Origin of the sequence: Nonomuraea cavernae, assembly GCF_014646355.1 — a bacterium.
In the GTDB taxonomy this organism is placed as follows: domain Bacteria; phylum Actinomycetota; class Actinomycetes; order Streptosporangiales; family Streptosporangiaceae; genus Nonomuraea; species Nonomuraea cavernae.
The window spans coordinates 1-18,752 of sequence record NZ_BMNH01000054.1; the positions used below are offsets into that span (position 1 = coordinate 1).

At 72.2% G+C, this 18,752-nt stretch carries 19 protein-coding genes; 8 read left to right on the top strand and 11 right to left on the bottom strand.

Translation table 11 applies throughout. The features are described from left to right. Positions 1-81: 81 nt before the first annotated feature. Positions 82-1,281 carry a cytochrome P450 gene (locus tag IEY82_RS38280; protein WP_225263895.1) on the bottom strand — a complete coding sequence of 400 codons (1,200 nt, stop codon included), beginning with the start codon at positions 1,279-1,281 and terminating at the stop codon, positions 82-84. A 61-nt stretch (positions 1,282-1,342) separates the two neighbouring features. Further along, positions 1,343-1,483 (bottom strand): hypothetical protein, encoded by a 141-nt coding sequence (locus IEY82_RS38285; protein ID WP_189129194.1) that lies wholly within the window; start codon positions 1,481-1,483, stop codon positions 1,343-1,345. A gap of 152 nt (positions 1,484-1,635) precedes the next feature. Here IEY82_RS38285 and IEY82_RS38290 point away from each other — a divergent pair, with 152 nt between their 5' ends. Genes IEY82_RS38290 through IEY82_RS38305 form a run of 4 tightly spaced genes read left to right on the top strand, consistent with a single transcriptional unit; the run spans position 1,636 to position 5,319 of the window. Next, on the top strand, positions 1,636-1,893 hold the full coding sequence (locus tag IEY82_RS38290; protein ID WP_189129195.1) for an acyl carrier protein: 258 nt from the start codon (positions 1,636-1,638) through the stop codon (positions 1,891-1,893). A 9-nt stretch (positions 1,894-1,902) separates the two neighbouring features. Continuing rightward, the gene (gene asnB / locus IEY82_RS38295; protein ID WP_189129196.1) at positions 1,903-3,753 is read left to right on the top strand and encodes an asparagine synthase (glutamine-hydrolyzing); all 1,851 of its coding nucleotides are present in this window, start codon (positions 1,903-1,905) and stop codon (positions 3,751-3,753) included. Between the two features lie 24 nt (positions 3,754-3,777). After that, complete coding sequence (locus IEY82_RS38300) at positions 3,778-4,857, top strand: acyltransferase domain-containing protein (RefSeq protein WP_189129197.1); 1,080 nt, start codon at positions 3,778-3,780, stop codon at positions 4,855-4,857. 6 nt (positions 4,858-4,863) lie between these two features. Then, the gene (locus IEY82_RS38305; protein WP_189129198.1) at positions 4,864-5,319 is read left to right on the top strand and encodes an anthrone oxygenase family protein; all 456 of its coding nucleotides are present in this window, start codon (positions 4,864-4,866) and stop codon (positions 5,317-5,319) included. Positions 5,320-5,437: 118 nt separating this feature from the next. Here IEY82_RS38305 and IEY82_RS38310 read toward each other — a convergent pair whose 3' ends face one another. The 5 genes from IEY82_RS38310 to IEY82_RS38330 form a co-directional block, all read right to left on the bottom strand. Further along, on the bottom strand, positions 5,438-6,787 hold the full coding sequence (locus tag IEY82_RS38310; RefSeq protein WP_189129199.1) for an acetyl-CoA carboxylase biotin carboxylase subunit: 1,350 nt from the start codon (positions 6,785-6,787) through the stop codon (positions 5,438-5,440). After that, positions 6,787-7,374: an acetyl-CoA carboxylase biotin carboxyl carrier protein gene (locus IEY82_RS38315; RefSeq protein ID WP_189129200.1), complete on the bottom strand. Its 588-nt coding sequence runs from the start codon at positions 7,372-7,374 to the stop codon at positions 6,787-6,789. Before IEY82_RS38315 ends, IEY82_RS38310 begins: the two co-directional genes overlap by 1 nt. Beyond that, positions 7,353-9,176, bottom strand: a complete 1,824-nt coding sequence (locus IEY82_RS38320; RefSeq protein WP_189129201.1) for an acetyl-CoA carboxylase carboxyltransferase subunit alpha — start codon at positions 9,174-9,176, stop codon at positions 7,353-7,355. The genes IEY82_RS38315 and IEY82_RS38320 overlap by 22 nt, the downstream gene beginning before the upstream one ends. Further along, positions 9,173-10,237: a glucose-1-phosphate thymidylyltransferase gene (locus IEY82_RS38325; protein ID WP_189129202.1), complete on the bottom strand. Its 1,065-nt coding sequence runs from the start codon at positions 10,235-10,237 to the stop codon at positions 9,173-9,175. Before IEY82_RS38325 ends, IEY82_RS38320 begins: the two co-directional genes overlap by 4 nt. A 106-nt stretch (positions 10,238-10,343) precedes the next feature. Further along, the gene (locus tag IEY82_RS38330; RefSeq protein ID WP_189129203.1) at positions 10,344-12,209 is read right to left on the bottom strand and encodes an AfsR/SARP family transcriptional regulator; all 1,866 of its coding nucleotides are present in this window, start codon (positions 12,207-12,209) and stop codon (positions 10,344-10,346) included. A gap of 345 nt (positions 12,210-12,554) precedes the next feature. Between IEY82_RS38330 and IEY82_RS38335 the strand changes: the two genes are divergently transcribed. Continuing rightward, positions 12,555-13,241 (top strand): SDR family NAD(P)-dependent oxidoreductase, encoded by a 687-nt coding sequence (locus IEY82_RS38335; protein WP_189129204.1) that lies wholly within the window; start codon positions 12,555-12,557, stop codon positions 13,239-13,241. A gap of 162 nt (positions 13,242-13,403) precedes the next feature. On the opposite strand, the gene IEY82_RS38340 is transcribed toward IEY82_RS38335, so the two are convergent. Then, positions 13,404-13,994, bottom strand: a complete 591-nt coding sequence (locus tag IEY82_RS38340; RefSeq protein ID WP_189129205.1) for a dTDP-4-dehydrorhamnose 3,5-epimerase family protein — start codon at positions 13,992-13,994, stop codon at positions 13,404-13,406. Between the two features lie 4 nt (positions 13,995-13,998). Next, positions 13,999-15,096: a DegT/DnrJ/EryC1/StrS family aminotransferase gene (locus IEY82_RS38345; RefSeq protein WP_225263899.1), complete on the bottom strand. Its 1,098-nt coding sequence runs from the start codon at positions 15,094-15,096 to the stop codon at positions 13,999-14,001. A gap of 168 nt (positions 15,097-15,264) precedes the next feature. Here IEY82_RS38345 and IEY82_RS38350 point away from each other — a divergent pair, with 168 nt between their 5' ends. Together IEY82_RS38350 and IEY82_RS38355 are read left to right on the top strand one after the other, a co-directional pair. After that, positions 15,265-16,218: an ATP-binding cassette domain-containing protein gene (locus IEY82_RS38350; protein ID WP_189129207.1), complete on the top strand. Its 954-nt coding sequence runs from the start codon at positions 15,265-15,267 to the stop codon at positions 16,216-16,218. Next, entirely contained in the window at positions 16,205-17,074 is an 870-nt protein-coding gene (locus IEY82_RS38355) for an ABC transporter permease (protein WP_189129208.1), read from the top strand. The genes IEY82_RS38350 and IEY82_RS38355 overlap by 14 nt, the downstream gene beginning before the upstream one ends. On the opposite strand, the gene IEY82_RS38360 is transcribed toward IEY82_RS38355, so the two are convergent. Then, complete coding sequence (locus IEY82_RS38360) at positions 17,003-17,749, bottom strand: SDR family NAD(P)-dependent oxidoreductase (RefSeq protein WP_225263901.1); 747 nt, start codon at positions 17,747-17,749, stop codon at positions 17,003-17,005. The two genes, IEY82_RS38355 and IEY82_RS38360, sit on opposite strands and share 72 nt — an antisense overlap. A gap of 77 nt (positions 17,750-17,826) precedes the next feature. Between IEY82_RS38360 and IEY82_RS38365 the strand changes: the two genes are divergently transcribed. After that, the gene (locus tag IEY82_RS38365) at positions 17,827-18,228 is read left to right on the top strand and encodes a MerR family transcriptional regulator (protein WP_189129209.1); all 402 of its coding nucleotides are present in this window, start codon (positions 17,827-17,829) and stop codon (positions 18,226-18,228) included. A gap of 85 nt (positions 18,229-18,313) precedes the next feature. On the opposite strand, the gene IEY82_RS38370 is transcribed toward IEY82_RS38365, so the two are convergent. Then, on the bottom strand, positions 18,314-18,598 hold the full coding sequence (locus IEY82_RS38370; RefSeq protein ID WP_229697796.1) for a CGNR zinc finger domain-containing protein: 285 nt from the start codon (positions 18,596-18,598) through the stop codon (positions 18,314-18,316). Between the last annotated feature and the right edge of the window lie 154 nt (positions 18,599-18,752).

Below are 18,752 nucleotides of genomic sequence, written 5' to 3' on the forward strand. Positions count from 1 at the left end.
GCGGCGCCGCGCGATCGCGCGGCGCCGCCCCTGCCGTGTTCCCCGCCCGCCGGCCGTGTCCCTACCGGCCCGCCGTACTCCCTACCAGGTGACCGGCAGCCGCTCGGGGCGGCCGAACGCCGTCCCGGTGCGCCACTCCAGCTCCTCCTCCGGCACCGCCAGCTCCAGACCGGGGAACCGCTCCAGCACCGTCTCCAGCACGATCCGCAGCTCGATCCTGCTGAGCTGCGCGCCCAGGCAGTAGTGGACGCCGTGGCCGAAGGTGATGTGGTGGTTCTGCTCGCGCGCCGGGTCGTACCCGTCGGGGTCGGGGAAGACCCCGGGGTCCCGGTTGGCGGCCGTGGTGGACGGCAGCACCGCGTCGCCCGCCCTGACGAGGGTGCCGCCCAGCTCGACGTCCTCGGTGGCGATGCGCAGCGCGCCCACCCCGCCGCCCGCCTGCGACAGCCGCAGCAGCTCCTCGGCCGCGGGCGCCAGCAACTCGGGCTTGTCGCGCAGCGTCCGCATCCGCTCGGGACTGCGCAGCAGCCGCAGCATCACGTGCGTCATCCCGGCGGTGGTGGCGTGGTAGCCGGCGCCGAGCAGCGTGAACGCGAACGCCACCAGCTCCTCCTCCGACAGCCGGTCGCCCTCGTCCCTGGCGTTGATCAGCACCATGAGCAGGTCGTCGGTAGGCCGGGTGCGCTTGGCGGCGATGAGCTCGGCCAGATAGCCGTTGAGCCGGTCGCGGGCCTCGATGACCTCCTCGCGGCGGCCCGAGTCGAAGCTGAGCATGAGGTCGGTCCACGTCCTGAACTGGTCGACCTCCTCGTACGGCACGCCGAGCATCTCGCAGATGACCATGATGGGCAGCGGCTGGGTGAGGCCGGCCACGAGGTCGGCGGGCGGGCCCGTGCGCTCCATCGCCGTCACCAGCCCCCGGGCGATCTCCTCCACGCGCGGGCGCAGCTCCTCCATGCGCCGCACGGAGAACGCGTACGACACCAGGCGGCGCAGCCTGGTGTGCTCCGGCGGGTCCATCACGATGATGGACTTGGCGCCCCGGGCGATCGGGAACACCTTGGGCGCACCGGGCGCGGTGATCGCCTCCCGGCTGAAGCGCGGGTCGGCGAGCACGGTGCGGACGTCCTCGTACCTCGTCACCAGCCAGGCCGGGTCACCGGACGGGAGGGTGACGCGGGCGGCGGAGCCGTTCTCGCGCATCCGCACGTACTCCTCGGCCGGCTCCAGGGGGTCGGCGGCGGCGAACGGGAAGCTCGGGGGTGGTGCTTCTGCGGTCAAGTTTGCCTCCTTGTACACGGCGCGCCGCCAGGGCACGCGCTGCCAGGGCACGGGGCGAGCCTCACCGGTTCGCCGTCTCGGGCCACTCGTCGTCCGGTTCGGGGCCGTCGTCCCAGGGGCTCGGCTGGTAGAAGATCAGGGACGGGTACTCCGCCCAGACGCGGACGTAGGCCCGCAGCCATTCGCCTAACGGCAACCTCATGGTGCCGACCGTGACCGCGCGATCTGTGGTCTCGCTGGAGCCCCGCTGGAGCACGGGCCGCACGGCGGGTCGAGCCGCCGTCCAACGTCCGTCAAGCGCGTCGTACGACATTTCCCGCCATAGACAGCTCTCAGGTAAGACAAGGGGTGAAGATGCGGGAAATCACCATCGACACACTGGTGCGACTGCTCCGCGAAAGCGCCGGCGAGGACGAGTCGGTCCAGCTGGACGGCGACATCCTCGACACGACCTTCGAAGCGCTCGGCTACGACTCGCTGGCCCTGTTCAACACGGTCAGCGCCATCGAGCGGGAGTACTCACTCGAGATCTCGGAGGAGGAGGTCGGCGGCGCCAAGACGCCCGCGGACCTGCTCAACACGGTCAACCGGGCCCTGGCGGGCACGTCCTGAGGAGCGCGCATGTGCGGAATCGCCGGCTGGGTGGACTTCTCGCGTGACCTGACCCGCCACACGGCGACGGCCAGGGCGATGACGGCCACGATGAGTCGCAGAGGCCCCGACGACGAGGGCCTGTGGCAGGACAGGCACGTGCTGCTCGGGCACCGCCGCCTGTCGGTCATCGACCTGGCCGGCGGCCACCAGCCCATGTCGGCCGAGGAGGACGGCACGACCCTGGCCGCGGTGACGTTCTGCGGGGAGATCTACAACTTCAGGGAGCTGCGCGCCGAGCTGGTCTCGCACGGCCACCGGTTCCGCACGAGCAGCGACACCGAGGTGGTGCTGCACGCCTACCTGCGGTGGGGCGCCGACTTCGCCCAGCGGCTGAACGGCATGTTCGCGCTGGCCGTCTGGGACGTCCGCACACAGGAACTGGTGCTGCTGCGCGACCGGCTGGGCGTCAAACCCCTCTACTACCATCCGACCCGCTCCGGGGTGCTGTTCGGCTCGGAGCCCAAGGCCCTGCTCGCGCACCCCGAGGTGCGGCGCCGCGTCGGGCTGGACGGCCTGCGCGAGGTCCTCGACATGGTCAAGACCCCCGAGCGGGCGGTCCTGTCCGGCATGCACGAGGTCCGCCCCGGCCACCTGGTACGGCTGCGCAGAAGCGGCCTGACCAAGCACCGCTACTGGTCGATCGAGGCCCGCGAGCACACCGACGACCTGGACACCACGGTCGCCACGGTGCGCGGGCTGCTGGAGGACATCGTCGGCCGGCAGCTCATCGCCGACGTGCCGGTGTGCACCCTGCTGTCGGGCGGCCTCGACTCGTCCGCGCTGACGGCGCTGACCGCCGACCGGCTGGCGGCCTCCGGCAACGGCCCCGTACGGTCGTTCTCGGTCGCCTTCTCCGGCGCGGAGGACATCTTCCAGGCCGACGCGGTGCGCGGCGCGCCCGACGCCCCGTTCGCCCGCGCGCTGGCGGCGCACGTCGGAGCCGAGCACCGCGAAGTGCGGCTGAACAGCGACGAGCTGGTGGCCGAGTCGGTGCGCTCGGCGGTGCTGCGGGCCAACGACCAGCCGCCCGCGTTCTGGGGCGACATGTGGCCGTCGCTCTACCTGCTCTGCCGCGCGGTGCGCGAGCGCTCCACGGTGGCGCTGTCCGGTGAGGGCGCCGACGAGCTGTTCGGCGGCTACCGCTGGTTCTTCAACCCGGCGGCCGTGGACGCCGGCACCTTCCCGTGGCTGACGCCCGGCTCGGCCCGCTACTTCGGCGGGCTGTCGCTGCTGGACGAGGAGCTGAAGGAGAAGCTCGACATCCAGCAGCACCGGCTGGCCCGCTACCACGAGGCGCTGGCCGAGGTGCCCGTGCTGCCGGGAGAGGACCGGCTCGAACGGCGCATGCGCGAGGTGACCTACCTCAACCTCACCCGGTTCCTGCAGACGCTGCTCGACCGCAAGGACCGCATGAGCATGGCCAACGGCCTGGAGGTCCGGGTGCCCTTCCTGGACCACCGCCTGGTCGAGTACGTCTTCAACGTCCCGTGGGCGATGAAGACGTTCGACGGCAGGGAGAAGAGCCTGCTGCGGGCCGCCGTCGGCGACCTGCTGCCCGAAGCCGTACGGGACCGGGTGAAGACGCCGTACCCGGCCACGCAGGACCCGGCGTACGAGCAGGCCCTGCGCGACGAGCTCGGCGAGCTGACCGGCGGCGGCGAGCGCGCGGTGCCGGGGCTGCTCGACCCGGAGCGCGTCAGGAAGGCGGTCCAGCGCCCGGCGGGCCACGTCAGCCGGCCGTACGACCGCGGCAGCCTGGAGATGGCGCTCTGGCTGACCAGGTGGTTCACCGAGTACGACGTCACCCTCGACTACTGATTGCTGACTACTGAGAGGTCGCGCATGCCCGAGCCGAGTCGCCCGGTGGTGCTGCTGTTCCCCGGACAGGGGGCACAGCATCCCGGCATGGCGGTGGAGCTGTACGGCGCCGAGCCGGAGTTCACCGCGACCATGGACGAGTTCTTCGCCCTGATGGGCGAGGAGGGGGGCCGGTTGCGCGCTGACTGGCTCGGCGACCACCCCCGGGTCCCCCTCGACGACGCCTCGCGCGCCCAGCCGCTGCTGTTCGCCATCGGGTACGCGCTGGGCAGGACGCTGACGGCCCGCGGGCTCAGACCCGCGGCGCTGCTCGGCCACAGCGTCGGCGAGCTGGCGGCGGCCTGCCTGGCCGGGGTGTTCACCCTGGCCGACGCGGCGCGGCTGATGGCGGCCCGCAGCCAGGCGATGGCGACGGTCGGCCCCGGCGGCATGATCGCCGCCGGGGTGGCCGCCGACGATCTGGAGCCACGCATCGGCGCCCGGCACCGGGCGGCGGGCGTGGCCGTGGCCGCGATCAACGCCCCCCGCCACACCGTCGTGGCCGGGCCCGAACCGTGGCTGACGGAGCTGACCCGGGAGCTGGCGGCCGACGGCGTGACGACCCGGCGGGTGCCGTCGCGCCAGCCGTTCCACTGCCCGGCGGTGCGCGGCGCGGCGGAGTTGTTCGCCGTGGGGTTCGCCGGGGTGCCGCTGGCGCCGCCTCGGGTGCCGATCAGGTCCACCGCGACGGGCCTGCCCGTCAGCGGGGCCCAGGCGCTCTCCCCCGGCTTCTGGGCCGGGCAGCTCGCCCGGCCCGTGCTGTTCTGGGCGGCGCTGGACGGCCTGCTCACCGACGGCGACCACACGCTGGTGGAGGCCGGTCCCGGGAGGAGCCTGTCGATGCTGGCGCGGCGGCACGCGGCCGTGCGGTCGGGCCGCGGCACGGTGGTCGCGCCGCTGCCGGCGTCGGCCGAGGGAACGCTCGCCGCGTGGAAGGCGGCGATGGAGGAGCTGGACGCCCAGGTCGGCGAGGGAGCCCTCGGCGAGGGAGCCCTCGGCGAGGGAGCTCTCGGCGAGGGAGCTCTCGGCGAGGGAGTTCGGCGAGGAAGTGTAGAGGGAGTGTGACGAGCGATGCAGATTTCACCGCTGGCCGTGCTGGTGGTGGTGAGCAGCGGAATGGTGGCGGGCGTGCTGTTCGCCGTGGCGCTGAGCGTGGTGCCGGCGCTGATGGCGATGCCCGCCGACCGCTACCTCTACACCACGACCCTCCTCGGCCGTAACTGGGACCCGGTCATGCCGATCCTCGTGCTGGGCACGGCGGCCGGCGACCTGGTCCTGGCGCTGCTGCCGGGGCCGCAGAGCGCCCGGGTGCTGTTCGGGGCGGCGGTCGTGCTGATGCTGGGGGTGGCGGGCGTCTCGCACCTGTGCAACGTGCCGATCAACCGGATGCTGAAGCGGATCGACCCGGACGCCGTCCCGGCCGACTGGGCCGATCCTCGGCCGCGCTGGCGGGCCTGGCACCTGCTGCGGACCACGCTGGCGGTGGCCGCGCTGACGGCCAACAGCCTGGGCGTGGCGCTCACCTGAGCGCGGACCTCCAGCGGCTCCAGCGGCTCACCGGCCGCTCACGGGCGGCTCGTCAACATCAGGCGGCGCGGCCCCCATGTGAGGGGCCGCGCCGCCTTTCGGTTCGCCGTGACTACCGTCAGGCGGGATCGAAGGTCTCGGCCAGGGCCGTGGTGTGCTTGCCGTCCCGGAAGAGCGGGTGGGCGAGCAGCCCGGCGAGGAACGCGGTCGTGGTGCTGACGCCGGGACCGGTGACGACGCACTCCGACAGCGCCCGCTCCATGCGGGCGATGGCCTGCTCCCGGTCGGGCGCCCACACGCTCACCTTGGCCAGCAGCGGGTCGTAGAAGGGCGAGACGCGCATGCCCTGCCGGACGTGGTCGTCCACCCGGGTGAACGGCCCGGCCGGCAACGTCAGCGACTCGATCGTGCCGGGCGTCGGCAGGAAGCCCCGAGCCGGATCCTCGGCGTTGACGCGGCACTCGATGGCCGCGCCGTTCAGCCGCACGTCGTCCTGCGTGATGCCGGGCGTGCCGGTCGCGGCCACGTGGAGCTGCTCGCGGACCAGGTCCACGCCGGTGACCAGCTCGGTGACCGGGTGTTCGACCTGGATGCGGCAGTTGACCTCGATGCAGTGGAACTCGCCCGCGTCGTCGAGCAGGAACTCGAACGTCCCCGCCCCCACGTATCCGACGGCGCGGGCCGCCTCGACGGTCCGCTCGCACAGCTCGGCCGCCACGTCCTCGGGCAGGCCGGGCACCGGGGTCTCCTCGATGAGCTTCTGCCGCCGCCGCTGCACCGAGCAGTCGCGCGCGCCCAGGTGCAGGACCTGCCCGTGGAGCCCGGCCAGCACCTGCACCTCGACGTGCCGGGCCGACTCGACGTACCGCTCCAGGTAGACGCGCTCGTCCCCGAAGACGGCCCGGGCGGCGCTGCGTGCCCGCGCGTACGCCTCGGGCAGCTCGGACGGGTGCATGGCGATGGCCATGCCCCGGCCGCCGCCGCCCGACAGGGCCTTGACGATGATCGGGAAGCCGATGCCGGCCGCCGCCTCGACGGCCTCCCCCGCGCTCGCGATCGGCCGGTGCGTGCCCGGCAGAACAGGCAGTCCGGCGGCCGACAGCACGCGCAGCGCCTCGGCCTTGTCGCCCAGCATGGCCAGCACCTCCGGCGGCGGCCCGATGAACGTCAGCCCCTCCGCCTGGCACATCTCGGCGAAGTCGGCGTCCTCCGACACGAAGCCGTAGCCCGGATGGATGGCCTCCGCGCCGGTCAGGCGGGCGGCCTGAAGGATGGCCGGAGCGTACAGGTAGCTGCGTCTGGCCGGGGGCGGGCCGATCCGCACGGCCTCGTCGGCCATGCGGACGACCGGGGAGTCCTCGTCCGCCGAGGAGTAGACGGCGACGGTGCGGATGCCCATCTCCTTGCAGGTCCGGACCACTCTGAGGGCGATCTCGCCGCGGTTGGCGACCAGGACCGTCCCGAACATCAGCTCTCCTCCAGGGCGAAGAGCGCCTGACCGTACTCGACGGCGGCGGCGTCCTCGACGAGGATCCGGGTGATCCGGCCGGCGGTGAGCGCGTGGATGGGGTTCATCAGCTTCATCGCCTCCAGGATCGCCACCTGCTGGCCGGGCGTGACCAGGTCGCCCTCCTTGACGAAGGGCTCGGCTCCGGGCTCCGGGCAGCGGTAGAAGGTGCCGACCGTGGGCGACGGGATGACCGACGCCGTCGTGGCGGCGGTTCCGTTCGCGGTGACCGAGGCCCCCTGCGACGCCGCCGTCACGGCGGCCCGGGTCCCGTGCGCGTCGACCGTGGCGGCGACCAGCGCCGCCCCCGAGACCACGCCGTCCGGCCCCTGCCCGTTGGAGGTCGCGCCGTGGGGCGCGGGGGCTCGCCGGTCGGCGGGGCCGGCGTGGTCGGCAGGGTCGGCGGAGTCGGCGGGGCCGGCCCACTCCGCTTCGAGGGTGACCTCGCCCGCCGTCACCTTCAGCCGGCGGATCGGCCCGCCGACCGACTCGACGAACCCCACGGCATGCCGGTGCACCGCCTCGATCAGGTCTCCGTGTTCGGCCATCTCGACTCCTCGGACGAAGGGACACCAAAACTGCGGAAGCGCCGCCGCCGCGCCTCGACCAACTCGGCGACCGGCGACGGGGTCAGCTCCTCGAACGCCTGCCGTACGGCCCTGCCGACCCGCTCGGCGGTACGTGAGGCGGCCTCGTGCGCCCCCTCGTCAGGCTCCGGGATGACCGCGTCGACGATGCGGTGCCGGAGCAGTTCGCGGGCGTCCAGGCCGAGCGCGTCGGCGGCCTGCGGGGCCGCCGCGGCGGTCTTCCACAGGATCGCGGCGCACCCCTCGGGGCTGATGACGGAGTAGACGGCGTTGGACAGGGCGAGCACCCGATCGGCCACGGCCAGCGCCAGCGCGCCGCCGCTGCCGCCCTCGCCGGTGATGACGGCGACGACGGGGACGGGCAGGCCCGACATCAGGCGCTGGTTCTCGGCGATGGCCCACGCCTGTCCCTGCTCCTCGGCCTCGATGCCGGGGTAGGCGCCGGGGGTGTCCACGAGGGTGAGCACCGGCAGGCCGAGCTTGCCGGCCAGCCGCATGAGCCGGGCCGCCTTGCGGTATCCGGCGGGGGTCGGCATGCCGAAGTTCCGCTTCACGCGTTCCTGGGTGTCGTGCCCCTTCTGGTGGCCGATGAGCATCACGCCCCTGCCGTACAGGCGTCCGATACCGCCCACGATCGCCGGGCAGTCCGCGCCCGCGCGGTCGCCGCGCAGCTCGGTGAAGTCCTCCAGGAGCAGGCCGGCGTAGTCGAGGGTGGTCGGGCGGGCCGGTTCCCTGGCCAGCCGCACCACCTCCCAGGCGGGGCGCCGCGGCAGCGCCGCCGAGTCCCGCACGAGCCCGGCCCGCTCGGCCCGCTCGGCCCCGGCCAGCTCGACCCGCTCGGCCCCGGTCGGCTCGACCTGCTCGGCCCCGGTCGGCTCGACCTGCTCGGCCCCGGCCCGGTCGGCCCGCTCGGCCCGGTCGGCCGGGTGGGCCGCGTGGGCTGCGTCGCCCGTCGGGGCGCCCGTGCCGTCCGGGCGGGCGGCCGCCAGCAGACGGGCCAGGGCGCGGCGCAGCGCCGGCCTGGGCACCACCGCGTCGATCAGCCCCCGCGCCAGCAGGAACTCCGCCGTCTGGAACCCCTCCGGCAACCGCTGCCGGATGGTCTGCTCGATGACGCGCGGCCCGGCGAACCCCAGATGCGCGCCGGGCTCGGCGATCAGCACGTCGGGCAGCGTGGCGATCGAGGCCGCCACGCCGCCGTACGTCGGGTCGGTGACCAGGGCGACGGTGAGAATCCCGGCCTCGTCCAGGCGGGCCAGCGCCTGGCTGCACTTGGCCATCTGCATGAGCGACAGCGCGCCCTCCTGCATCCGCGCGCCGCCGGAGGCCGTCACCACGAGCAACGGCACGCGTTCGGCCAGCGCCTTCTCGGCCGCGACCGTGACCAGCTCGCCGACCCCGGAGCCGAGCGAGCCGCCGACGAAGGCGAAGTCGAGGCAGGCCACCACGACGGGGTGGGACTCGATGGTGCCGGTGGCGCAGAGGGCGGCCTCACGCAGGCCGGTGCCGGCCCGCGCGGTGGCCAGCCTCTCGGTGTAGGGCCGGGTGTCGGTGAAACCGAGGGGATCGTCGACCGGCAGGGCCGTCTCGACCGGCTTCTCCGAGCCGGGGTCCAGCAGGCTGTCCAGCCGCTCGCGGGCGGTGAGCCTGGCATGGTGGCCGCAGCCCTGGCAGACCCGCAGTCCACGCTCGTACTTGGGCCGGAAAACCAGGTCGGAGCAGCCCGGGCAGATCAGCCAGGTGGCGTCGAGGGTGACGGTCATGAGGCGCCCTCGTGCAACCTGGCCTCGCTGTGGTCGCCCAGCACCAGGCGGGCGGGCCGTCCGAAGTCGCCGTTCACCCTGGCCTGTCGGCCGATCAGGGAGTCGCGCAGGCTGCCGCGGACGGTGCTGCCGTCGCACACCACCGAGTTCTCGATGGTGGCGCCGACGATGTCGCAGTCGGCGCCGATGCTGGTGTACGGCCCGATGCGGCTGTCGCGCACCACCGCCGAGCCGCCGATCGCCGCCGGCCCGATGATGCGGGAGCCGCTGACCTGCGCCCCCTCCTCGATGACGACCGGGCCGCGGATCTCGCAGGAGTCGTCCACCTGGCCTTTGATCGACCGCTCGGCGGTGTCGAGCACCGCCCGGTTGCACTCCAGCAGGTCCTCGACGCGGCCGGTGTCCTTCCAGTAGCCGCCGTGCAGGTGCGCCTCCACCCGCCAGCCGTTGCGCATCAGCCATTCGATGGCGTGGGTGATCTCGCGTTCGTTGCGCCAGCTCGGCTGGATGCTGCGCACGGCCTGGTGGATGACCGGGGAGAAGACGTACGCGCCGATGAGGGCCAGGTCGCTGCGCGGGTCGGCGGGCTTCTCCGCCAGGCCGGTGACGACGCCGCCGGGGCCGACCTCCGCCACCCCGTATTCGGAGGGGTTGCCGACCTTGCCGGTCATCACCAGGGCGTCCGGTCTGGAGTGCCAGAACGCGTCGAGCAACGGGCCGAGCCCGTCGAGTATGACGTTGTCTCCGAGGTAGAGCAGGAAGTCGGCGCCGCCGAGGAAGTCCTGGGACAGCATGACGCAGTGCGCGAGCCCCAGAGGGGCGTGCTGGTGCAGGTAGGTGATGTCGAGTCCGAGCGCGCCGCCGTTGCCGAGCACGTCGCGGATCGTTGGTCCGTGGTCGCCCACGACCACGCCGACGTCGGTGATGCCGACGTCCCTGATGGCTTCCAGACCGTACAGGAGCACCGGCTTGTTGGCCACCGGCACCAGTTGCTTGGGGACAGTGTGGGTGAGGGGCCGCAGCCTGGTTCCCCGCCCACCCGCGAGGACGAGAGCCTTCATGGATATTCCTGCCTGACGAGGCCATGGACAAGCGCAGGCTGTCCGGCAGCGCTGGAGAAGCAATGGAGCCGCACTCGTCCAGCGGGTCGAGCGCGGCTGGAGGGGGTCAGGGCAGCTCGAAGGGTCCGTTCAGGCGTTCCTGCTCGCGGTAGCCGAGCTCCTGCTCGACCTGCTCCTGGGCGAAGAACCGGACCAGCTCATGGATGGTGTATACGATTTCATCGACGTTCTGCAGAAGCACCCGCAGGAAGTGGTTCTCCACGAGTTGCAGCAGCAGCTTGTCCACGGAGTCGGAGTCCGACTCCAGCAGGTTGGCCACGCCGTGCGCGGTGAACACCGGCCCCGGCAGGAGGCTGAGCAGGCGCAGGAACCGCCGCTCCTCCTCGCCGAGCTGCTCGTAGCTCTCCTGCAGCCGGTCCCGTACGTCGAGATCGGCGAAGACCAGCTCGTCCAGCCGCCTGCCGCTGACGATCAGGCGTTCGGCCAGCTTCTTGAGCGACCAGCCGGTGGAGGACACGCGCGCGCCGACCGCCCTGATCGCCAGCGGCAGACGCCCGCAGAGCTGGGCGATCACCTCGGCCGCCTGGCGTTCGCCGTCGGCGAGCGGCCGGCCGATGATGTTCTGCAGGAGCTCGACGCAGTCGTCCTCGGTCGGCAGGTCCAGCCGTACGTGCGCCGCGCCGACCAGCCCGTTGAGCCCGGCACGGCCCGTGATGATGGTGCCGCTGGGCGGGCAGCCCGGCAGCAGCGGCTGGATCTGCGCGGCGGTGGCCGCGTCGTCGAGCACGATGAGCACCTTTCGGGTGGCCACCCAGGTGCGGAACGCGGCGACGCGTCCCTCCATGCCGGTCGGGATGCGGTCCTCGGCCAGCCCGGCGGCGTGCAGGAAGTCGGCCAGGATGTCGGCCGGGTCGGCCGGGTCACCGGTGCTGCCTCGCAACCGCGCGAAGAGCTGTCCGTCGGGGAAGTCCTGGCGCAGCAGGTGGGCGGCGTGCACGGCCAGCACCGTCTTGCCTACACCGGTCATGCCGCTGATCGAGACGGCCGGGGCGGTCCCGTTGCGTGGCTTGAGCAGCCCGTTCACGACCTGCTCCAGGTCCGCCCGGGGGGTGAAATCGAGAACGTCGGGCGGGAGCTGCGCGGGCGGCGGCGCGGACTCCTCCTCCAGGCGGTCGGGAACGCTGATCGTGATCGTGCCCTCGGGGGCCCGCACCTCCAGCGAACTGGCCGAGGAGAGCACCGCCTGATGCATGGACTGCGCCCGGCTCGACGGCTCCACGCCGAGCTCCTCCACCAGGAGGTTACGCAGCCTCTGATAGACGTCGAGCGCCTCGGGACGGCGGCCGGACCGGTGCAGCGCCAGCATGAGCTGGGTGTGGAAGACCTCCTGCAACGGATGGTCGTTGACCAGCCTCTTCAGCTCGCTGACGGCTTTGCGGTGCCGCCCCAGCCGCAGGTCCACGTCGATCCGCAGCTCCAGGGCGCGCAGCCGGCCCTCCTCCAGAGCCGTCCCGTACGCCGACAGCAGGTTGCCGCCGGTGACGTCGGCCAGAGCCGGCCCTCGCCACAGCGAGAGGGCCTGACTCAGCAGGTCGGCCGCCGCACCCAGATCACCGTCCGCGAGCGCGGCGTTTCCGGCTGTCGTCAGCCTCTCGAAATGGAACGAGTCAATACTTTCTTGGGGCACCGCCAGCATGTAGCCGTGCGGCCTGGTCCGTAATACAGTTGACCTCTCTCCGTAACCTTCCGACAGCATGTTGCGGAGCTTGTAGATATAAGTTTGAAGAGTTGACAACGCGCTCACCGGCGGGCTGTCAGGCCAAATTTCATCGACCAGCTCGGATGTTAATACGAGTGTTTGATTGCGTAAGAGAAGCAACGCGAGCACTTCTCTGACCTTCGGCGGCGTCGGGGTCAGCTCCACACCCTGACGGTCATGCACGGCCAACGGGCCCAGCACAAGGAAATCCATCGCCTTCCCAGGTTCTCAATAGGGAGACGCGACTGCCGCTCGGCAGAGCGGAGTGTCACAAAGAGTGATACCCCGAGCGCGGCAGTGTTTCGTCTGCCTTCTTGCGCTTACCACTCGTTCGTTTCCTCAGCTCCTGCCCTCCTTAGAGCTCCCCCAGTCGAACACCCGCCATGGTTGGAGTCAGCCATGGAGTGGTGCTGGTGTTCTGATATAAGCACGATCTCCATGCAGAGAAAACCATCAAGCCCTCCCGTCACGACGGAAACTATTTCCAGCCGGACTCCAGCGATCCTCTACCGATCGTGGCCACAATCGCGCGATAGCAACGGTCGAATGGAGCGTCCTATGACGGCGAAGACCCGCATCGCCCTGGTCACGGGTGCCAACCGGGGCATCGGCCGCGCGGTGAGTGACAGGTTGCACGCGCTGGGGCACCGGGTGGTGGTGACGGCCAGGGATCCGGAGGAGGCCGAGCGCGCCGCGGCGGCGCTGGGCCGTGACGCGCGCGCCGCCGTGCTCGACGTGACCGACGAGCAGGCGCCGGCGCGGGTGCGCGATCTGGTGGGCCCCGTGGACATCATGGTCAACAACGCCGGGATCCAGCTCGACTGGGGACACCCGCCGTCGGTCGTGCCCGTGGAGCTGGTCAGGCGGCAGTTCGAGGTGAACGTTCTGGGCGCCTGGCGGATGTGCCAGGCTTTCCTGCCCGGCATGGTGGAGCGAGGCTGGGGCCGGGTGGTGATGGTCTCCAGCGGCACGGGGGCGTTCAGCAACGGGCTCTCGGCGCGCACGCCGGGCTACTCGGTGTCGAAGACCGCGCTCAACGCGCTGACCGTGCTCATGGCCGCCGAGACGGCGGGCACGGGCGTGCTGGTCAACGCGGTCAACCCCGGCCAGGTGCGCACGCGGATGCGGCCGCAGGCCGACCGGCTGCCGGAGCAGGCCGCCGAGGACATCGTGTGGGCGGCCACCCTCCCGGACGACGGCCCCTCCGGCGTCTTCCTGCGCGGCCGGAAGGAAACGCCTTGGTAGCCCGGCCCACCCGGGCAGCGAGCAGGGCCGCCGGGCGGCAGTCGCCCGGCGGCCCCGTACGTGCTGTTACGCGTGCTCCCGGTAGGTGCTGTCACGCGTGGACGAGCGCGCTGACCAGGACGTGCCGCTACGCGGGACGAGCGCGCTGAACGGCACCTGCCACTACGCGCGGATCAGCGTGCTGCCCGCGTAGGCCGGCAGCAACCCGGCGGCCTCGGCCTCGCGCAGCGTCGGCGCCTTGGCGTCCTTGTCCGACAGGATGCGCGGCGAGGCCGCCCATGGCAGCGCCAGCTCCGGGTCCAGCGGGTTGACGCAGATCTCCCCGCCCGGGTTGTAGGCGGTGGAGCAGAGATAGACCACGGTGGCCTGCTCGCTGAGCGGCGCGAACGCGTGCCCCAGCCCCTCGGCGAGGTACACCGCGTGCCGGGAGTACTCGTCCAGCGGCACCGCCACGTGCTCCCCGTACGTGGGCGATCCGGGCCGGATGTCCACGATGACGTCCAGGATGGCCCCGCTCACACAGGTGACGTACCTGGCCTGGCCGGGCGGCGTCACGCAGGAGTGCACACCTCTGATCGTCCCCCGCCGGGAGACCGAGCAGTTGACCTGCGCCACCGGCATCGGGCCGCCGGCCGGTCCCTCGACGGCGCGCTGCTGGAACATCTCCAGGAAGTGCCCGCGCTCGTCGGGGAAGATCTCCGGCTTGACGAGGAAGGACCCTTCGATCCGCAACGGTTCGACTGATGTGCTCACGGCGTCACCATCCAGACTTGATCGTGTTCACGATGTGCTCCCTGTCCTGTTCCGACAGCCACCAGCCGACGGGCAGGCACACGATCTGGTCGTGGACCGCGTCCAGCTTCGGCAGCGGCTCGGCGTACGCGGCCACGCAGGCGTGCCGGTCGTTGCGCGGATCGAGCTGACCGGCGGCGATGCCGGCCGCCGCCAGCCGGGCGACGAAGTCGTCCCTGCGCTTCACCTTGACCGGATAGACCCAGTAGGACGGCTCGCTGCCGGGCACCGGCCGGGTCAGCTCCAGGCCGGCCACGTCCTTCAGCTCCCTGTCGTAGTAGGCGGCGTTGGCGCGGTGCCGCCGGACGCGCTCGTCGACCCCGTCCAGGTTCGCCAGGCCGATGGCCGCGCTGATGTCGTTCATGTGGAACTTCAGGCCCCATTCGGCGACGTTCTGCTCGGGCCTGGGCAGGGCGCCCGGGTCGCGGTCGAGGCCGAACCAGCGCATCAGGCGGCCCCGCCGGCTGCTGTCGTCGTCGGGGAAGACGACGAGGCCGCCGTCTCCGCAGGTGATGTGCTTGATGGCCTGGAAGCTGTAGACGGCCAGGTTGCCGTGGTTGCCCAGCGGTCGTCCCGCGTACGTGGCCCCCCACGCCTGCGCGCAGTCCTCGATGATGGCCGGCCGCCTGCCGTGGCGGCGCTCGCACTCGTCGGCGATGGCCGCCACCCTGGCCAGATCGACCGGGTAACCGGCCCAGTGGACCACCATGATCGCCGTCGTCTCGGGCGACACCTTGGCCGCCAGGTCGTCCAGGTCGGCGTTGAGCGTGGACGGGTCGAGGTCGACCCAGCGGATGCGCAGCCCGGCGGCCATGATGGCCCAGTTGGTCGCCACGAACGTCAGCGGGGTGCTCAGCACCTCGCCGCCTTCCGCACCGGCCAGCCGAAGGGCCATCTGCAGGCCGGCGGTGCCGCTGTTGACCGTGGCCAGGCGGGGGTTGCCCACCCGCGAGCGCAGCGCGTCCTCGAACTCGTCGACCTTCGCGCCCTGCCCGATGTGCCCGCTGGCCAGCACGTCCGCGACCGCCGCCGGGGCCTGCTCGGACATGGCAACCTTGAACATGGGAATCATGGCGGTCACGGTCGCAGCGGTGGTTCGAGGCCTTCTGGACGTTCGGTCGAGCCCCGCGAGTCCGCGTGGAGCGGCGCGCACCACCCGGGCTCGAGCGGTCCGGGCCAGGCTGCCACGCATGAACGCTCTCAGATGCCCGGCCCCCGCGCGGAGCGCGCCATGAACGGCGGCATCCAGGCGGAAGGGCTGGTGAAGCGGTACGGCTCGGTCCTCGCCCTCGACGGTCTCGATCTGCACGCCCCCGAAGGACAGGTGCTCGGCCTGCTCGGGCCCAACGGGGCGGGCAAGTCCACGCTGGTGCGCATCCTGGCGACGCTGCTGCGTCCGGACGGCGGCCACGCCCGCGTGTGCGGTTTCGACGTGGCCCGCGAGGCCCAGGCGGTCCGCCGGGTCGTCGGCCTCGCGGGACAGTACGCGGCCGTCGACGAGTACCTGACGGCCCGGGAGAACCTGAACATCTTCGGTCTGCTGGCCCGCATGACCCCGGCGGCGGTCCGGGCCCGCAGCGAGGAGCTGATCGAACGCTTCGACCTCACCCGCGCCGCCGACCGTCCGGTGCGCACCTATTCGGGCGGCATGCGACGCCGCCTGGACCTGGGGGTGGCGCTGCTGGCCGCTCCCCGTGTGCTGTTCCTCGACGAGCCCACGACCGGCCTCGACCCTCGCGGCAGGGCGGAGGTGTGGCGAGTGCTGGGGGACCTGGTCAAGGAGGGCACGACCGCGCTGGTCACCACCCAGTACCTGGAGGAGGCCGACCAGTTCGCCGACCTCATCGTGGTCATCGACCAAGGGCGCGAGGTCGCGACGGGCAAGCCGGCCGAACTGAAGGACCGCGTCGGCGGTGACCACCTTGAGGTGGCGGTGCGTTACGCCTCCGACCTGCCGCCCGCGATGGCCGCGCTGGCCGCGGCCGGCCTCGCCGAGCCGAAGGCCGACGAGGACACGCTGCGGGTGACGGCGGTGCTGCCGGGCGGCGCGAGCCGGTTGGCGGACGTGATCAGGGAGCTGGACACCGGCGGCGTCGAGGTCGCCGACCTCACCGTACGCCGGCCGACGCTGGACGACGTCTTCTTCGCCCTGACCAGGAAGGCGGACGAGCATGACCGTGACTGACCCGGGCACCGCGCCCACGAGCCTGACCGCGACCGACCTGGGCACCGCGCCCACGGGCCTGGGCCTGGCGCTGCGCGACTGCGCCGTGATGACCAGGCGCGGGCTGCTGCGCATGGGCCGCGTTCCGGACGAACTGGCCTACAACCTGGCCCAGCCGATCATCTTCGTGCTGCTGTTCAGCTACGTCTTCGGCGGCGCGATCCCGCTGCCCGGCGGGGGGCCGTTCAAGGAGTACGTCGTGGTGGGGGTCTTCGCCCAGACCCTGGCCTTCATGGGCGTCGGCACCGGCACCGGCCTGGCCATGGACATGAGCAGAGGAGTCATCGACCGTTTCCGCGCGCTGCCGATGGCCAACGTGGCGGTGCTCATCGGGCGGGCCAACGCGGAGCTGGTGCGCGCCGTCCTGGTGACCGGCGTGCTGGCGTTGGTGGGTCTGCTGGTGGGGTGGCGGACGCACACCGGCGTGCTGTCCACCGCGGCGGGGTTGGGCGTGCTGCTGCTGTTCGCCTACGCGATGACGTGGGTGGGCATCGCCATCGGCCTGTCGGTGCGCAGCCCCGAGGTGGCCAGCACGGCCGGGCTGCTGTGGGTGCTGCCGCTGGGGTTCGTCTCGAACGGGTTCGTCCCGATCGCCTCGATGCCGGAATGGCTCCAGGTCGTGGCGGCGTGGAACCCGGTCACCGCGGTGGTCGCCGCGGCCAGGAGCCTGTTCGGCAACCCGCTCGGCATGGCCGCCCCGGACCGGCTGCCGCTGGAGCATCCGGTCGTCGCCGCCCTGATCTGGTCACTGGCGCTGATCGCGATCTTCATCCCGCTGTCCCTGCTCGCCTTCCGCCGCTCGGCCCGTCGCGGATGAGGACCCCGCGGATGAGGACTCGCGGGCGTGCAGAGCTTCCCCGGTCCACTGGTGTCGTGGCTGCGTGTGCAGATGCCAGTAGTGCTCGGCGATGTCGTCAGGGTCGAAGTCCGTACCCGGGGCGACCGGACCGGCCACGGTGACGCTCGCCACGTGCACCCCGGCAGGGCCGTACTCCTGGTCGAGCAGCCTGACCAGGGTACGCACACCTGCCTTGCCCAGGGAGAGGCTCACATACCGCGGCTTGGGCTCGGGCATGCCGCCCGTGATGAGGATCGTTCCGTTCCCGCGGGCCGCCATGGCGGGCGCGAGGTGAGCTGCGGCGTTGAGCGCGCCGACCACGTTCACGGCCCAGGCCTCCATGTGACCGCGTACCGACAGCTCGCCCGGCGCGTCCGCCTGGATGATCGCGGCGTTGTACACAACGACGTCCGGCACGCCGTGCTCGCGGACGACTCCGTCGAGCGCGACGTTCAGCCCGGCCTGGTCGGTGCTATCGGCCTTCAACGTGACAACTGGGACGCCACTGGGAGCGACCGCCTCGGCCGCGGCGCGCAACGTCCGGTCGCTCCGGGCGATCAGCGCTATCGGCAGCCCCTCCCTGGCGAACCGACGAGCCACCGCCTGTCCGATCCCCGGACCTGCACCAATGATCACGGCACCCGACACCGACATACTCCTTGCTTCTGGATCAGCGATACTCGTGACGGTAAGCCGTCACACCCATGTGAAGGTCAAGGAGGAGGGACTCGATGCGGATCGGCGACCTGGCTCACGAGACCGGGGTGAACAGGCGGCTGTTGCGCTACTACGAGGAGCAGGGTCTCCTCAGGCCGGTCCGGCTGACCAACGGCTACCGCGAATACACCGAGGCGGACATCGCGACGGTGCGCAACATCCGCGCCCTGCTCGCCGCGGGGCTCCCCACCGCTGTCATCGCCCGGGGCCTGCACTGCGTGCAAGGCGGTGACGAACTGCTCGTGCCGTCCGACTGCCCGACCTTCATCGAGGACCTGCGGCGCGAACGCGCTCACCTCGCCAAGATGATCACGCGGCTCCAGAGTTCGCAGGAGATGCTGGACGCGATCCTCGACGCGGCTCCACGACAGGCGGCAGATGTGAGGCCGAAACCCGCAGGTCACGTCGCACGCTAGAACTGCCCGAGGCGGCGGCTCGGGCGCTCCGGCAGCACCACGCCCGACAAGCCGCCCAGAAGCTTTACGGCCGCGCCGGCGAACGTCAGGTGGGCCGGGTCGCATAGTAGCGGCGGGACTTGTCGCGGCTGCCGCAGGTGGTCATGCTGCACCAGCGGCGGCGGTTGTTCCGGCTCGTGTCGAGGAAGAGCCAGCAGCACGACGGGCACTCGCCCAGCCGCCCGAGCGGCCCATGGCCGAGGAGTTCCACCGCGGACGCGGCGACCTCCCAGAGCAGCACCCGCGCCGTCCGCGGCCCGTCCCACGCGAACCGGTAGTGCCCGCCCCCGCTCGCCCCGACGGCGCTCGGCCCAGCGGCGCTCAGCTCCACGGCGCTCAGCTCAACGGCGCTCGGCCCAGCGGCGCTCGGCCCAGCGGCGCTCGGCCCAGCGGCGCTCGGCCCAGCGGCGCTCGGCCCAGCGGCGCTCGGCCCAGCGGCGCTCGGCCCAGCGGCGCTCGGCCCGGCGGCGCTCGGCCCGGCGGCG

Coding starts and splice junctions, on each gene's coding strand:
- IEY82_RS38365 (WP_189129209.1), top strand. CDS start 17,827: ATGCGGATCGGCGACCTGGCTCACGAGACCGGGGTGAACAGGCGGCTG.
- IEY82_RS38330 (WP_189129203.1), bottom strand. CDS start 12,209: ATGGATTTCCTTGTGCTGGGCCCGTTGGCCGTGCATGACCGTCAGGGT.
- IEY82_RS38350 (WP_189129207.1), top strand. CDS start 15,265: ATGAACGGCGGCATCCAGGCGGAAGGGCTGGTGAAGCGGTACGGCTCG.
- IEY82_RS38325 (WP_189129202.1), bottom strand. CDS start 10,237: ATGAAGGCTCTCGTCCTCGCGGGTGGGCGGGGAACCAGGCTGCGGCCC.
- IEY82_RS38315 (WP_189129200.1), bottom strand. CDS start 7,374: ATGGCCGAACACGGAGACCTGATCGAGGCGGTGCACCGGCATGCCGTG.
- IEY82_RS38320 (WP_189129201.1), bottom strand. CDS start 9,176: ATGACCGTCACCCTCGACGCCACCTGGCTGATCTGCCCGGGCTGCTCC.
- IEY82_RS38360 (WP_225263901.1), bottom strand. CDS start 17,749: ATGTCGGTGTCGGGTGCCGTGATCATTGGTGCAGGTCCGGGGATCGGA.
- asnB (WP_189129196.1), top strand. CDS start 1,903: ATGTGCGGAATCGCCGGCTGGGTGGACTTCTCGCGTGACCTGACCCGC.
- IEY82_RS38300 (WP_189129197.1), top strand. CDS start 3,778: ATGCCCGAGCCGAGTCGCCCGGTGGTGCTGCTGTTCCCCGGACAGGGG.
- IEY82_RS38345 (WP_225263899.1), bottom strand. CDS start 15,096: ATGTTCAAGGTTGCCATGTCCGAGCAGGCCCCGGCGGCGGTCGCGGAC.
- IEY82_RS38285 (WP_189129194.1), bottom strand. CDS start 1,483: ATGAGGTTGCCGTTAGGCGAATGGCTGCGGGCCTACGTCCGCGTCTGG.
- IEY82_RS38335 (WP_189129204.1), top strand. CDS start 12,555: ATGACGGCGAAGACCCGCATCGCCCTGGTCACGGGTGCCAACCGGGGC.
- IEY82_RS38305 (WP_189129198.1), top strand. CDS start 4,864: ATGCAGATTTCACCGCTGGCCGTGCTGGTGGTGGTGAGCAGCGGAATG.
- IEY82_RS38355 (WP_189129208.1), top strand. CDS start 16,205: ATGACCGTGACTGACCCGGGCACCGCGCCCACGAGCCTGACCGCGACC.
- IEY82_RS38310 (WP_189129199.1), bottom strand. CDS start 6,787: ATGTTCGGGACGGTCCTGGTCGCCAACCGCGGCGAGATCGCCCTCAGA.
- IEY82_RS38290 (WP_189129195.1), top strand. CDS start 1,636: ATGCGGGAAATCACCATCGACACACTGGTGCGACTGCTCCGCGAAAGC.